We start from the raw sequence: 13,478 nt of genomic DNA, 5'->3' as shown, positions 1-13,478 counted from the left end.
GGTCAGGCACTCGCCTTCTGCAGCACCTGGTCGATCACGGCGCAGGTCTTGGCAATCTCCGCCGAGGTCAGCGTCGGGTGCACCAGGAACATCAGGCTGGTCTCTCCAAGCTCGCGCGCGACCGGCAGCCGTTCGGCCGGGCGCCAACCGGTGCCGTCGAAGGCCTTCTCGAGATAGACCTCGGAGCACGAGCCTTGATAGCAGGGAACGCCCAGCGCCTGGATGGCCTCGACGATGCGGTCGCGGCTCCAGCCGGGCGCAAGCCGATCGGGTTGCACATGCACGTAGCACTTGTAGTGGGCATGGATGCAAGAGGCAGGCAGTCGCGGCACGCGCACTGCCGCGTACGGTGCGCACGCTGCCCGGATCGCCTCGGCATGCCGCGTGCGCTTCGCCGTCCAGTCGGCCATGCTGCGCAGCTGCATGCGCCCGATGACCGCCTGCATCTCCAGCATGCGCCAGTTGGTGCCGAAGCTTTCGTGCAGCCAGCGAAAGCCCGGCGGGTGCTGGCGCTCGTACACCGCTTCGTGGCTCTTGCCATGGTCCTTGTATTGCCAGACGGCGCGCCACAGGTCCCTGTCTTGGGTCGTGACCATGCCGCCTTCGCCGCCCGTGGACATGATCTTGTCCTGGCAGAAGGACCAGGCGCCGGCATGGCCGAGGGTTCCGACCGACCGGCCCTTGTAGCGCGCGCCATGGGCCTGGGCGCAGTCCTCGATGACCTTGATGCCGTGCTCGGCGGCCAGGGCCATGATGGGATCCATGTCGCAGGGCCAGCCGGCCAGGTGCACGCAGATGACGGCCCGGGTGTGGGGGGTGATGGCCTGTGCGATGGTCCGCGCCGAGAGGTTGCCGCTGTCGGGCTCGACGTCGGCGAAGACGGGTGTTGCGCCGGCGTTGACGACGCAGGACACGCTGGCAATGAAGGTGCGTGGCGTGACGATGACTTCGTCACCCGGACCGATGTCCATCGCCTTGAGCACCGCATCCAGCGCCAGCGTGCCGTTGCCCAGCGACACGGCATGGGCGGCGCCGGTCCAGGCGGCGAATTCGCGCTCGAACTCGCGGCATTCGTCGCCGGTCCAGTAGTTGACCTTGTTGGAAATCAGCACCCGCACCACGGCTTCGGCCTCTTGGACGGTGAAATTGGGCCAGGGAGAAAAGGAGGTGTTCAGCACGATCAACCCTTGATGAGTGGCCGGGCAGGGTTGCCGGCTACCGTAGTGCCTGCGGGCACATGCCTTGTGACCACGGCGCCCATTCCGATGACGGCACCGCGGCCGATGACCAGGGGCTGCCCCGGCTTGCCCTGCTTGATGATCGCCCCCGTGCCGATGTAGGCATGGTCCTCGACGACGACATTGCCGTTGCACTTGACGCCGGGCGCGAAGGTGACGAAGTCGCCGATGACGCAGTCATGCTCGACATAGCTGTACAGGTTGGCGTGGAAATGCCGGCCGATGCGGACGTTGGAGCCGAGGGTGACGAAGGGGCTGAGGATGGCGCCCTCGCCCATGGTGACCTCGTCCATCACCACCACGTCGGCGGCGATGAGAGTCCAGGGCTGGACGCCACCGGTGCGGCAGCGGTCGGCGAGTTGCTTCCGGACCTCGCTGTCGGCGATGGCGAGCACGGCATGGCGCGTGCTGGCCGGGGCTTCCAGGAACTCCTCATAGCGCAGCACGCGCTGGCCATTCACCACTGCCGCCTCGGGCTGGTCGTCCACGAAGACCAGCTGCGTCGCCGGGATTCCCTGGCGCTGCAACTGTGAACGCGCGATGGGCATGACGCTTCGGCCGCAGCCGCTGGCGCCGTAGACCGCGAAGAGTGGCGCGTTGTTCATCGCTCGTGCTCCATTTGCGGGCCGGTAAAGCGCGGCATCGTTGCTTCGCCCGGGGCGCTGATGCCGTCGCGCGCCAGGACCTTCCCCGCCGTGAGCCAGAGGATGCGGATGTCCAGCCACAGCGAGCGGTTGTCGACGTACCAGACGTCGAGTTCGAGCTTCCGGTCCCACGACAGAGCGTTGCGCCCGTTGACTTGTGCCCAGCCCGTGATGCCGGGGCGCACTTCATGGCGCCGAGCCTGAACGCGGGAGTACAACGGCAAATACTCGACCAGCAGGGGACGGGGTCCGACCAGGCTCATGTCACCCTTGAGCACGTTCCAGAGCTCGGGCAATTCGTCCAGGCTGCTGGCGCGCAGGAAGCGGCCGAAGGCGGTGAGGCGATCCGCGTCGGACAACAGGCGGCCATCGCTTCCGCGCGCCTGCGTCATGGTGCGGAACTTGACCATCCGGAAGGGGCGGTCGTGAAGTCCAGGGCGCGTCTGGCAGAAGAAGATCGGGCCGCCCAGCCTGAGACGCACCTGCCATGCCAGCAGCAGCATAGGGAGGCCGAGAAGGACCAGGGCCACCAACGACACCGTGATATCGACAAGACGCTTCATGCAATCCCCATCTCGCGCAGCATCACTGCATTCACTTGCGCACGTCGTACTTCTCTTCGGCAAGCCGGCGCGCGCGCAGCCCCACCGGCGCAGCCAGCCCGGCCGATCCGATCGTCTTGACGGAAAGATCGCGGGCCAGCAATGCCGCCGCAAGCGGGCTGCGGCAAATGTTGCCCGAGCACAGAACGAGGATGCGTCCGGTCATTTGATACCGTTGGCCACGTTGACCACCTGTGCGCTCGGAAGAATCAGGCTGATGACGCGGTTCCAGACCACCAGGGGCGCGGGATCGACGTACACGACGTCGCGCGCCTTGAGCTCGAAGCCCTCTGCCAGCACGTAGGAGACGGGAGCGCTCGCATCGAGGTGGAAGATCTCCGGCTCACCACCCGCGGCGGCACGCACCACATAGATCTGCCGCGGATTTCCGGTGGTGGGTGCTGACGCCACCCGCCTCGCCCAGCGCCTGGTTCAGCGTAAGCCGGCCGTTGCGCAGAGGCTGGGCGGCCGCACGCGTGACCTCACCCATCACGTAGACCTTTGCATCCTCGCGGCTGAGCACCCGCACCAGGTCGCCGGGAGCCAGGAGGATGTCGGTCGGATTGATGCCCAGCGCCGCCAGTCGCGGCAGGTCGACGAGGGTGGTGGTGCCGCTGCGCGAGACGGTGACGGAGGAACGGTCGGCCTCGGCAGTGAAGCCGCCGGCGCGATGGAGCGCCTCCGGCAAGGTCATCGGGATGTCGTTGACCATCTGCAGGCCGGGCGTGCGCACCTCCCCATCCACGTACACCCGGCCAGCCCGATAGGACTGGATGCGGGCCGTGATCTTCGGCTCGGCGAAGTACTTGGCGAGACGCGCGATCAGGCGGTCGCGCACTTCCGTCTCGGTGAGCCCACCCACCTTGAAGCTGCCCACGTAGGGGAACTGGATCGTGCCGTCTGCGGCCACGTTGTAGCCGTTGCTGATGGGAGAGCCCGTGACAGCGTCCGTGGTGAGGGAGCCTGCCGGCGCGAGGGCCAGGTCGGGGTGGTCCCAGACGACGATATTCAGGATGTCACCGCTGCCGATGCGGTACGGCTGCGCGACACCGAAGAGGCGCTTGACATCCGAGCCCACCTCGGTGGCCTGACCCGCGCGTTGGCGGCGGATCAGTTCGGGTGTAATGCTTTGCAATGCCCCGGGCGGCGGCAAATCTGCAGCCTCGGGGGAGTGGTTGAGACTTGCCGATTGGCCCGCGACAGTCGCACCAAAGTTCGCACCCGGTGCGAGCGCGCAGCCACTCAGCGCTGCGGCCGTGCAGATCAATGCGCATCGGAAAAGCTGAATCATCGCGGGTTGGTAAGGGTTGTAGTCAGCGGTGCGTATGGTGCTGAAGAGTCATCGCCGGAAACAATTGCCGCGACAATTCATCAGGATCTGCGAAGGCCTGCGCCCGCTTGCTTGCAACTACTTCACGACGACTGGCAGCCCCCGGGACTTCGATCGGCCGAGGGGAAAAACAAAAAAGGCGCAGGGCCGTCAAGCCCTGCGCCTTTGGAGGCGACCCGGAAGGATCTCGTCAGAAAGGGATGTCGTCGTCCATGTCGTCGAAACCTGACGAGGACTTGGCCGGCGCCTGGCGCGGAGCCGGCGACGCGGCTGGTGCGCGCGGTGCCGCAGCGGGCGGGCGCGAGTAGCCGCCGCCGCCGCCGCCACCACCCTGCGAATAACCACCGCCATAGCCGCCATCGTCCTCGCCCGAAGGCGCGCCCTGCCCCTGGCGGCTGCCCAGCATCTGCATCTGGTCGACGCGGATGTCGGTGGCGTACTTCTCGACGCCGTCCTTGTCGGTGTACTTGCGCGTGCGGATCTGGCCTTCGACGTAGATCTGCGAGCCCTTGCGCAGGTACTGCGCGGCAATCTCGGCCAGCCGGCCGTTGAACACCAGCCGGTGCCACTCGGTGGCCTCGCGCATCTCGCCGCTCTGCTTGTCCTTCCACTTGTCGGTGGTGGCCAGGGTCACGTTGCAGATCTGGTCACCGCTCGGGAAGGTGCGCGTTTCGGGGTCGCGCCCGAGGTTGCCGACGAGGATGACTTTGTTGACCGATGCCATATGCACTGCCCCTGATGAATGGATGAAAGAGGAGGAAATCGGAGATTGTGCCCCATGCAGCCTGGCCCCTGATGCGGCCGCCCAATCCCTCTGCTCGCCCTGAAATCCCCGGGGATTTATCATGCTCGGTTGCCCTTGACCCACCGCCCCGTGAATTTCTCCCCTATGGATCGCACCGACGGCGCCCACCTCGGCGATAGCAGCAGCACCAGCACCAGCGGCGCCTACCTCGGCGCCGCGCTCGCCCAGCAGCGCATCAGCATCCGCGGCGCGCGCACCCACAACCTCAAGAACGTCGACCTCGACATCCCGCGCAACAAGCTGGTGGTGATCACCGGCCTGTCGGGCTCGGGCAAGTCCAGCCTGGCCTTCGACACCCTCTACGCCGAAGGGCAGCGCCGCTACGTCGAGAGCCTGTCGGCCTATGCGCGCCAGTTCCTGCAGCTGATGGACAAGCCGGACGTCGACTTGATCGAGGGCCTGTCGCCCGCGATCAGCATCGAGCAGAAGGCAACCAGCCACAACCCGCGCTCCACCGTGGGCACGGTGACCGAGATCCACGACTACCTGCGCCTGCTCTACGCGCGCGCCGGCACGCCCTACTGCCCCGACCACGACCTGCCGCTGCAGGCGCAGACCGTGAGCCAGATGGTGGATGCAGTGCTCGCCATCCCCGACGAGCCCCGGTTGATGATCCTGGCCCCGGTCGCCCGCGAGAAGAAAGGCGAATTCCTCGAGCTCTTCGCCGAAATGCAGGCCCAGGGCTACGTGCGCTTCCGCGTCGACGGCCAGACCTACGAGTACAACGACCTGCCCAAGCTCAAGAAGACCGAGAAGCACGACATCGACGTCGTCATCGACCGCCTGCGCGCCCGTCCCGACATGCAGCAGCGCCTGGCCGAGAGCTTCGAGAACGCGCTGCGCCTGGCCGAAAGCCGCGCGATCGCGCTCGAGATGCACGCGGACGGCAGCACGAAGGAACACCTCTTCAACGCCAAGTTCGCCTGCCCGATCTGCCACTACTCGCTGGCCGAGCTCGAGCCGCGCCTCTTTTCCTTCAATTCGCCGGTGGGCGCCTGCCCGAGCTGCGACGGCCTGGGCCACCGCGAGTTCTTCGATCCGCAGCGCGTGGTGGCCTTCCCCTCGCTGAGCCTGGCGAGCGGCGCCATCAAGGGCTGGGACCGGCGCAACGGCTACTACTTCAGCATGCTGGAGAGCGTGGCCAAGCACTACAAGTTCAACGTCGACACGCCCTTCGAGGAGTTGCCCGCCTCGGTGCAGCAGGCGGTGCTGCACGGCTCGGCGGAAGAAGAGATCAAGTTCAGCTACACCATGGAAAGCGGCCAGCAGGCCGGCAAGAAGCTGGTGCGCAAACACCCCTTCGAGGGCGTGATTCCGAACATGGCGCGGCGCTACCGCGAGACCGATTCGGCCATGGTGCGCGAAGATCTCTCGCGCTTTCGCAATCTTCAGCCCTGCCCCGACTGCAGCGGCACACGACTGCGCCGCGAGGCGCGCCATGTGTTCCTGGCCGACGAACCGGAGAGCGGCACGCGGCGCATGGCGATCTACGAGATCAGCCGCGCGACGCTGCGCGAGAGCCTCGCGTACTTCCAGCAGCTGCACCTGCGCGGCGCCAAGGCCGAGATCGCCGACAAGGTGGTGCGCGAGATCGGCCTGCGGCTCAAGTTCCTCAACGACGTGGGCCTGAACTACCTGAGCCTGGACCGCAGCGCCGAGACCCTCTCGGGCGGCGAGGCGCAGCGCATCCGCCTGGCCTCGCAGATCGGCTCCGGCCTCACCGGCGTGATGTACGTGCTGGACGAGCCCAGCATCGGCCTGCACCAGCGCGACAACGACCGGCTGATCGGCACCCTCAAGCACCTGCGCGACATCGGCAACAGCGTGATCGTGGTCGAGCACGACGAGGACATGATCCACGCGGCCGACCACGTGATCGACATGGGCCCGGGCGCCGGCGTGCATGGCGGGCGCGTCATGGCGCAGGGCAGCTACGCGCAGGTCGCGGGCCACCCCGAATCGCTCACCGGCCAGTACCTCTCGGGCGCCAGGAAAATCGCCGTGCCCAAGCGCCGCACCCCCTGGCTGCCGGTGGTCGCCAAGCCGGACGCCGCCGAGCCGAAAAAGGCCTCGCGCTTCCCCATGAGCCCGGCCGGCGAGCGGCGCGCGGCGCGCGAGGCCGCCCACCTCGCGACGCAGACCGACCTGCAGGAGATCCGCGTGGTCGGCGCCACCGGCAACAACCTGAAGAACGTCAGCGTGGCCTTCCCCGTCGGCCTCTTCACCTGCGTGACCGGCGTCTCGGGTTCGGGCAAGTCCACGCTCGTCAACGACACCCTCTACACCGCGGTTGCGCGCACCCTCTACCGCGCCCACGAGGAGCCCGCGGCACACGAGGCGGTCGAGGGCATCGAGTACTTCGACAAGGTGATCAACGTCGACCAGTCGCCCATCGGCCGCACGCCGCGCAGCAACCCCGCCACCTACACCGGCCTGTTCACCCCGATCCGGGAGCTGATGGCCGAGACCAACACCGCGCGCGAGCGCGGCTACGGCCCCGGGCGCTTCAGCTTCAACGTCGCCGGCGGCCGCTGCGAGGCCTGCCAGGGCGACGGCGTGGTGAAGGTCGAGATGCACTTCCTGCCCGACGTCTACGTGCCCTGCGAGGTCTGCCAGGGCCAGCGCTACAACCGCGAGACGCTGGAGGTGCAATACAAGGGCCGCAACATCGCCCAGATCCTGGACATGACGGTGGAGGCCGCCTACGAGTTCCTGAAGGCCGTGCCCACCATCGAGCGCAAGCTGCGCACCCTGCTGGACGTGGGCCTGAGCTACATCAAGCTGGGCCAGTCCGCGACCACGCTCTCGGGCGGCGAGGCGCAGCGCGTCAAGCTGGCGCTGGAGCTCAGCAAGCGCGACACCGGCCGCACCCTCTACATCCTCGACGAGCCGACCACCGGCCTGCACTTCGCGGACATCGAGCTGCTGCTGAAGGTGCTGCACCAGCTGCGCGACGCGGGCAACACCATCGTCGTGATCGAGCACAACCTCGACGTCATCAAGACCGCCGACTGGCTGATCGACATGGGCCCCGAAGGCGGCGCGGGCGGCGGCACCGTGGTGGGCGCGGGCACGCCGGAGGAACTGGCGGCCAACGAGGCGAGCTACACGGGGCACTATCTGAAGCGGTTGCTGCCCGGCTGAGGCGCGCGGGCCCTGCGCCCCCGTCGGCGGTTCGGCGCCGTCACAGACCCGTCACCAGGTGCATCGATAGTCCTGCGGTGCATCCGAGTCCTCGCGCGATCGGCGCTTGAGCGGACTCGCGGTCGCATCGATTCCAACGACCTGGAGGGCCCTGCCATGACGATCCGCCGCCTGACGCTGAGTTGCGCACTGACTGCCGTTGCCGCCGGCATCGGCCTGACATCCACCATCGCCCAGGCCCGTCCGGACGAGCCGGGGAAGATCATCCTCGCCGCCAACAGCCGCGACGATCATGACCGCAACGACCACGGCCAGGATCGCGACGACGACGACCGTGACCACGATCGCGGCCACCACGGCCATCCGCGCGAGCCCATCAAGGTCAAGGTCATCGGCTTCAACGACTACCACGGCAACCTGCAGTCGCCCGGCACCTTCGGCGTCAACACCGTGGTCCCCGCGGCGCAGCGCCCGGCCGTGGGCGGCGCCGAGTACCTGGCGGCCTACGTGGCCAAGCTGAAGTCCCAGAACATGCTGAACGTGGTCGTCGGCGCCGGCGACTTCGTCGGCGCCTCGCCGCTGATCTCTGCCCTGTTCTTCGACGAGCCCGCGGTGGAGACGCTGAACAGGATCGGCCTCGAGTTCAACGCCGTCGGCAACCACGAGTTCGACAAGGGCTCGGCGGAACTCAAGCGCCTGCAGAACGGCGGCTGCAAGCTCACCAACAGCGTCCCCGACCCGAACAGCTGCAAGGGCCTGGGCTCCAATTCACCGGGCACCTTCGACGGCGCCAGGTTCAAGTGGCTGTCGGCCAACGTGTTCGAGACCGCGACCGGCCGCACCCTGCTGCCGGCCTACGGCATCAAGAACTTCCGCGGCGTGAAGGTGGCCTTCATCGGCATGACGCTGAAGGGCACGCCGGCCATCGTCACCCCGACCGGCGTCGCCGGCCTCGAGTTCCGCGACGAGGCCGACACGGTCAACGCGCTGATCCCGCGTCTGCGCGCGCAGGGCGTCGATGCGGTCGTGGTGCTGGTGCACCAGGGCGGCTTCCAGACCAGCCCGAACGTGGGCGACATCAACGGCTGCGACGGCAACCTGAGGAACGCCGACGGCAGCGACTCCGACATCGCCAACATCGTCAAGCGCCTGCGCAATGGTGTCGACCTAGTCATCAGCGGCCACACGCACGCGGCCTACAACTGCTCCGCCAACACGGTCGACGTGAAGAACGTCAACGGCACGGCCGTCAGCACGCCGCGCCCGACCGGCCTGCCCAACAGCGAGGGCCGCCTGGTCCCGGTCACCAGCGCGAGCGCCTTCGGCCGGATCCTGACCGACATCGACATGAGCTTCCACCCTCGCTCGCACAAGCTGCTCTCGGTGTCGGCGACCAACCGGCTGGTGGACCGCACCGACGTGGCAATCAACAACGCCATCGCCACCGATCCCAGCGTGAAGAACATCGTCGACGGCTACAACGCACTGGTGTCGCCGCTGGCCAACGCGGTGATCGGCACCATCGCCGCACCGCTGCCCAACAGCGCGAACGCCGCCGGGGAGATGCCGGCCGGCAGCCTGATCGCCGACGCCCAGCTGCAGGCCACGCAGCCGGCCGCCCTCGGCGGCGCGGTGATGGCCTTCATGAACGCCGGCGGCGTGCGCAACCCCGGCTTCGCGATCGCCGGCGCCAGCTACCCCTACAACGTGACCTACGGCAACGCCTTCACCGTGCAGCCCTTCGGCAACAGCCTGGTGACGATGACGCTGACCGCGCTGCAGATCAAGAACCTGCTGGAGCAGCAGTTCGTCGGCTGCCAGGGCCAGGTACAGCAGCGCATCATGCAGGTGTCGAACGGCCTGAAGTATTCGTGGAGCGCGGCCGCCGCGCCCTGCTCGAAGATCGTCAGCGTGGTGCTGACGCCGACCGACGTCACCGTGACACCGCCGGTCGTAACCGGCGCGCCGGAGACTCTGGTCGCCAACGGCGTGGTGCTGAACCCGACCAAGACCTATCGGGTCACCGTCAACAACTTCATGGCCACCGGCGGCGACGGCTTCACGGTGCTGCTGGGTGGCACCAACGTGCTCGGCGGCGCGCAGGACATCGATGCGCTCACCGCCTACCTCAACGCCGGCTACAAGGCGCCGAAGCCCGCCTACGATCCGGCGCTGCCGGCCCTGGCGATCCCGCGCATCACGCAGTTGCCCTGAGAAGTTCGAGATTGAAGCGAATCGCAGCCGCCTGCATCGCGCTGGGCCTGGCGGGCACGCAGGCCGTTGCACAGCCGGCCGCGCCGCCGCGCTCCGCGGCATCGATCACGGACTTTCGCGTGAACGATCCGGCGCTGATGGACGCCCGCGCGGCCGTGCTGCGCCGCGCCGAGTCGGAACTCGCGCGGGGCGACGCCGCCGCGGCCAACGAGAGCTTCGACCGTGCCGCGATGATGCTGCACGCGCCCGACACCGAGATGGGCCTGGTGCGGACCTACATGCAGGCCGGGCAGTACCGTCGCGCGCTCGCCTTCTGCGCGCATACCGCCGGCACGCACCGCGAATCGCCTTCGGCCGGCGCCTTGTACGCGTGGCTGCTGCGGGCCGGCGGCCAGGGTGCGTTCGCCGAGCGCGTACTGAACGAGACGCTCGAGCGCTCGCCGCAAGACTCCGTATCGCTCGAGGTCCGCCGCGCGTTCGCAACGCCCTGGCCGATGGCGGTGGGCGCCTTGCTGCAGACGCCTCATCGCTTGGCCCCGCAGGCCGTGATGGCGCCAGGGCAGGACGCAGTTCCGGAGGCGGCCCGCATCGTCTCCAGCGGCGTGCTGATCCGCGACGGAACGCTGGCCCTGGTGCCCAACGCCGCGGTGCGCTCGGCGCCGTCCGGCATGCTGTGGGTGCGCAACGGCCTGGGGCAGACCACTCGGGCGCGGGTCGATGAGCACTCGAAGGTTCTAGAGGCCTTCGGCGTCACGGTGCTGCGCCTGGACGCCGCGCTGGAGCCGCCGCCCTCGCTGGCTGTGGCGCCGCGCGAGCCCTTCGCGGGGAGTCCGGGCTTCGCGGTGGAATATGCCGAATCGGGCAGCGCCGTGCCCGCGTGGCCGTGGCTCAGCCAGGGCTTCTTCGGTGCGTTCCCGAGCAACGGCCTTCGGCGCCTGGGCATCGAGCTGGCCGACGGACCGCATGGCGGGCCGGTGCTCGACGCCCACGGGCGGCTCGCGGGCATCGCGCTGCCGGGTGCCGAGCGCGAGGCCGTGATGCTGCCCGCCTCGCGCTGGCAAGACCTGCCTGGCATCGCGACGGCCACCTCGCCGCCGGATGCAGCCAGCCCCACGGCGCCGGCACGCGCCTCCGGCACGCTGCCCGCCGACCAGGCCTACGAAAGCGCGTTGCGCCTCGCGCTCCAGGTCATCGCCCTGCGCTGAAGTGCGCGACGCACGCCAACGGCCATGACCTCCGAGGTCATCGACGCCACGCACCCCCTCGGCGACAGTGGACCCAAGCCGGAGCCAAGGGGGTTCCGGCAGTCACCAGGCCCAACTCCCAAGGCCACGAAAGAGCAACATGACCCAAGGCTTCGACATCCTCCCCCTCGCCGTCGCGCTTCTCATCGGCATTGCCGCCGTGGGCTCCTGCATCGGCATCGGCATCGTCGGGTCGAGGCTGCTGGAAGGCACGGCGCGGCAGCCCGAGCTCAAGGACCAGCTGCAGACCCTGTTCTTCCTGATCGCGGGCGTGACCGACGGCGCCTTCATCATCGCCACCGGCATCGGCCTCTGGTTCGCGACGGCGAATCCCTTCCGCTGAAGAAGCTGCAGGCGTGCAGGCCACAATCCCGGCCCATGCACGCCTTTACCCTGCGCCAGCTGGCCCTGCTCGTTCCGCTGACCCTGATCTGGGGCATCAACTGGCCGGTGATGAAGCTGGGCGTGGCCGACTATCCGCCGCTGGCCTTTCGCAGCCTGTCGCTCTGGCTCGGCCTGCCGGTGCTGGCCCTGGCGCTGGTCGCGATGAAGGTGCCGTTTCGCGTGCCGCGCAGGCACTGGCCGCAGCTGCTGTGGCTGGCGGCCACCAACATGTTCGTCTGGCACGCCTGCATCATCCTCGCCGTGAAGGCGCTGTCGAGCGGGCGCGCGGCGATCCTGGGCTACACGATGCCGGTGTTCTCGGCCGTGATCGGTGCCATGCTCTTCTCCGCCACGCTGACGCGCCGCGGCTGGCTGGGCGTGAGCGCCTGCACGCTCGGCGTGGCGTTGCTGCTGTGGCACGAGCTCACCCACCTCGCGGGGCGGCCCGGCTACGTTGCGCTGGCGTTGATGGCGGCGGCCACCTGGGCCCTGGGCACGCAGCTGCTGCGGCATTCGCGCATCGAGCTGCCCACGCTCACGCTCTCGTTCTGGATGACGGCGCTGACCGCGGTGGTGATGAGCCTGCTGACCTTGCTGTTCGAACGCCCGCAGTGGCGCGCGCCGAACACGGCCGCCTGGGGCGCGATCCTCTTCAATGCGGTGCTCATCTTTGGCTTTGCGCACGCGGTCTGGTTCTACCTCGCGCGCAGCCTGCCGCCGGTGGCCTCCACGCTCAGCGTGATGCTGATCCCGGTGCTGGGCGTGTTCAGCGGCGCCTTGTGGCTGGGCGAGACCGTCTACTGGCAGGACTGGGCCGCGGTGGTGCTGATGATGGTGGCCATTGCGTCGGTGCTTTGGCCGGCCAGGGCCGGCGGCGACTGAGGAGAAAGGCCGGGCCTCAGGCCGGTTGGCCTGCAAGCCGGCCGGTGCGCACTGAGGCCTGCGCTTAGATCGGCGCCGCACCCCCCGCCGTCGACCACGGGCTTCCCTCGGGCAGCACCCGCAGCATCCCTTCCTGCGCCGTCGACGCCACCAGCCGCCCGTCGCGCGTGAACAGGCTGCCACGGCAGAAGCCGCGGGCGCCGCCGGCGCTGGGCGAATCGATCACGTAGAGCAGCCAGTCGTCCATGCGGAAATCGCGGTGAAACCACATCGCGTGGTCGAGGCTGGCCGGGCGCACCCGGCCGCTCATGAAGCTCAGGCCATGCGGCAGCATCGCGGCGCGCAGCAGGCCATGGTCCGACGCATAGGCCAGCAGCGCGCGGTGGACGACCGGATCGTCCGGCAGCGGCGCGATCGCGCGCATCCAGAGCGCGGCCTGCGACGGCCGGGGCGCCGGATTGAGCAGGTCGTCGGGATCGACGCGGCGGTACTCGATGCCATGCGGCGACAGGGCGGCGTTGCGCCAGCGCTCGGGCAGCCGGTCGCCGAGCGCGTGGCGCTGCTCCAGCTCGCTCGGCAGGCCCTCGGGGCCGGCTTCGGCGGGCATCTCCAGCTGGTGCTCGATGCCCTCGTCCACCGTCTGGAAAGAGGCCGACATCTCGAAGATGATGCGATCGCGCTGTCGCGCCACCACATGCCGCGTCGTGAAGCTGCGGCCGTCGCGCACGCGGTCCACCGAATACTCAATGGGCGCGTGCTCGCCCGGCAGCAGGAAGTAGGCATGCATCGAATGCACCGGCCGGTCGGCGCCCACCGTGCGGCTGGCCGCCACCAGCGACTGGCCCAGCACCTGGCCGCCGAACACGGCCGGGGTGCCGATGTCCTCGCTCTGCGCGAGAAAGCGGTCTTCGCCCAGCGGCTGCATTTGCATCAGGGCTACAAGCTCGCCGACAAGGCGGGCGGCGGTGGCGGGATCGGTCATCGTGGGGGC

The 13,478-nt window shown here is 68.6% G+C and carries 13 protein-coding genes; 5 read left to right on the top strand and 8 right to left on the bottom strand.

All coding sequences use genetic code 11. From position 1 onward, the window contains the following. Nucleotides 1-2 precede the first annotated feature (2 nt). From AC3A6X_RS22245 to ssb, 7 genes are all read right to left on the bottom strand, one after another. Complete coding sequence (locus AC3A6X_RS22245) at nucleotides 3-1,178, bottom strand: DegT/DnrJ/EryC1/StrS family aminotransferase (RefSeq protein ID WP_487844245.1); 1,176 nt, start codon at nucleotides 1,176-1,178, stop codon at nucleotides 3-5. 2 nt (nucleotides 1,179-1,180) lie between these two features. After that, nucleotides 1,181-1,843, bottom strand: a complete 663-nt coding sequence (locus AC3A6X_RS22240) for an acetyltransferase (RefSeq protein ID WP_487844244.1) — start codon at nucleotides 1,841-1,843, stop codon at nucleotides 1,181-1,183. Then, a complete protein-coding gene (locus tag AC3A6X_RS22235; RefSeq protein WP_487844243.1) occupies nucleotides 1,840-2,445 on the bottom strand; it encodes a sugar transferase in 606 nt (201 codons plus the stop codon). Before AC3A6X_RS22235 ends, AC3A6X_RS22240 begins: the two co-directional genes overlap by 4 nt. Before the next feature lie 31 nt (nucleotides 2,446-2,476). Beyond that, nucleotides 2,477-2,650, bottom strand: a complete 174-nt coding sequence (locus AC3A6X_RS22230) for an arsenate reductase/protein-tyrosine-phosphatase family protein (RefSeq protein ID WP_487844242.1) — start codon at nucleotides 2,648-2,650, stop codon at nucleotides 2,477-2,479. Beyond that, nucleotides 2,647-2,853 (bottom strand): hypothetical protein, encoded by a 207-nt coding sequence (locus tag AC3A6X_RS22225; RefSeq protein WP_487844241.1) that lies wholly within the window; start codon nucleotides 2,851-2,853, stop codon nucleotides 2,647-2,649. Before AC3A6X_RS22225 ends, AC3A6X_RS22230 begins: the two co-directional genes overlap by 4 nt. Further along, the gene (locus AC3A6X_RS22220; RefSeq protein WP_487844240.1) at nucleotides 2,828-3,619 is read right to left on the bottom strand and encodes a polysaccharide biosynthesis/export family protein; all 792 of its coding nucleotides are present in this window, start codon (nucleotides 3,617-3,619) and stop codon (nucleotides 2,828-2,830) included. The genes AC3A6X_RS22225 and AC3A6X_RS22220 overlap by 26 nt, the downstream gene beginning before the upstream one ends. Before the next feature lie 385 nt (nucleotides 3,620-4,004). After that, nucleotides 4,005-4,538 (bottom strand): single-stranded DNA-binding protein, encoded by a 534-nt coding sequence (ssb, locus tag AC3A6X_RS22215; RefSeq protein ID WP_487844239.1) that lies wholly within the window; start codon nucleotides 4,536-4,538, stop codon nucleotides 4,005-4,007. 165 nt (nucleotides 4,539-4,703) lie between these two features. On the opposite strand from ssb, the gene uvrA reads away from it, so the two are divergent. From uvrA to AC3A6X_RS22190, 5 genes are all read left to right on the top strand, one after another. Next, entirely contained in the window at nucleotides 4,704-7,763 is a 3,060-nt protein-coding gene (gene uvrA, locus AC3A6X_RS22210) for an excinuclease ABC subunit UvrA (RefSeq protein WP_487844238.1), read from the top strand. Between the two features lie 156 nt (nucleotides 7,764-7,919). Beyond that, nucleotides 7,920-9,977: a bifunctional metallophosphatase/5'-nucleotidase gene (locus AC3A6X_RS22205; protein WP_487844237.1), complete on the top strand. Its 2,058-nt coding sequence runs from the start codon at nucleotides 7,920-7,922 to the stop codon at nucleotides 9,975-9,977. A gap of 11 nt (nucleotides 9,978-9,988) precedes the next feature. Continuing rightward, nucleotides 9,989-11,182 carry a tetratricopeptide repeat protein gene (locus tag AC3A6X_RS22200; protein ID WP_487844236.1) on the top strand — a complete coding sequence of 398 codons (1,194 nt, stop codon included), beginning with the start codon at nucleotides 9,989-9,991 and terminating at the stop codon, nucleotides 11,180-11,182. A gap of 139 nt (nucleotides 11,183-11,321) precedes the next feature. Then, nucleotides 11,322-11,564: a F0F1 ATP synthase subunit C gene (gene atpE, locus AC3A6X_RS22195; protein ID WP_068684783.1), complete on the top strand. Its 243-nt coding sequence runs from the start codon at nucleotides 11,322-11,324 to the stop codon at nucleotides 11,562-11,564. 35 nt (nucleotides 11,565-11,599) lie between these two features. Then, nucleotides 11,600-12,487: a DMT family transporter gene (locus AC3A6X_RS22190; RefSeq protein ID WP_487844235.1), complete on the top strand. Its 888-nt coding sequence runs from the start codon at nucleotides 11,600-11,602 to the stop codon at nucleotides 12,485-12,487. 64 nt (nucleotides 12,488-12,551) lie between these two features. On the opposite strand, the gene AC3A6X_RS22185 is transcribed toward AC3A6X_RS22190, so the two are convergent. After that, a complete protein-coding gene (locus AC3A6X_RS22185; RefSeq protein WP_487844234.1) occupies nucleotides 12,552-13,469 on the bottom strand; it encodes an acyl-CoA thioesterase in 918 nt (305 codons plus the stop codon). Nucleotides 13,470-13,478: the final 9 nt, after the last annotated feature.

It is taken from the genome of Variovorax sp. Soil_C_12, from assembly GCF_057657375.1.
This window is presented reverse-complemented; position numbering and strand designations above follow the sequence as displayed.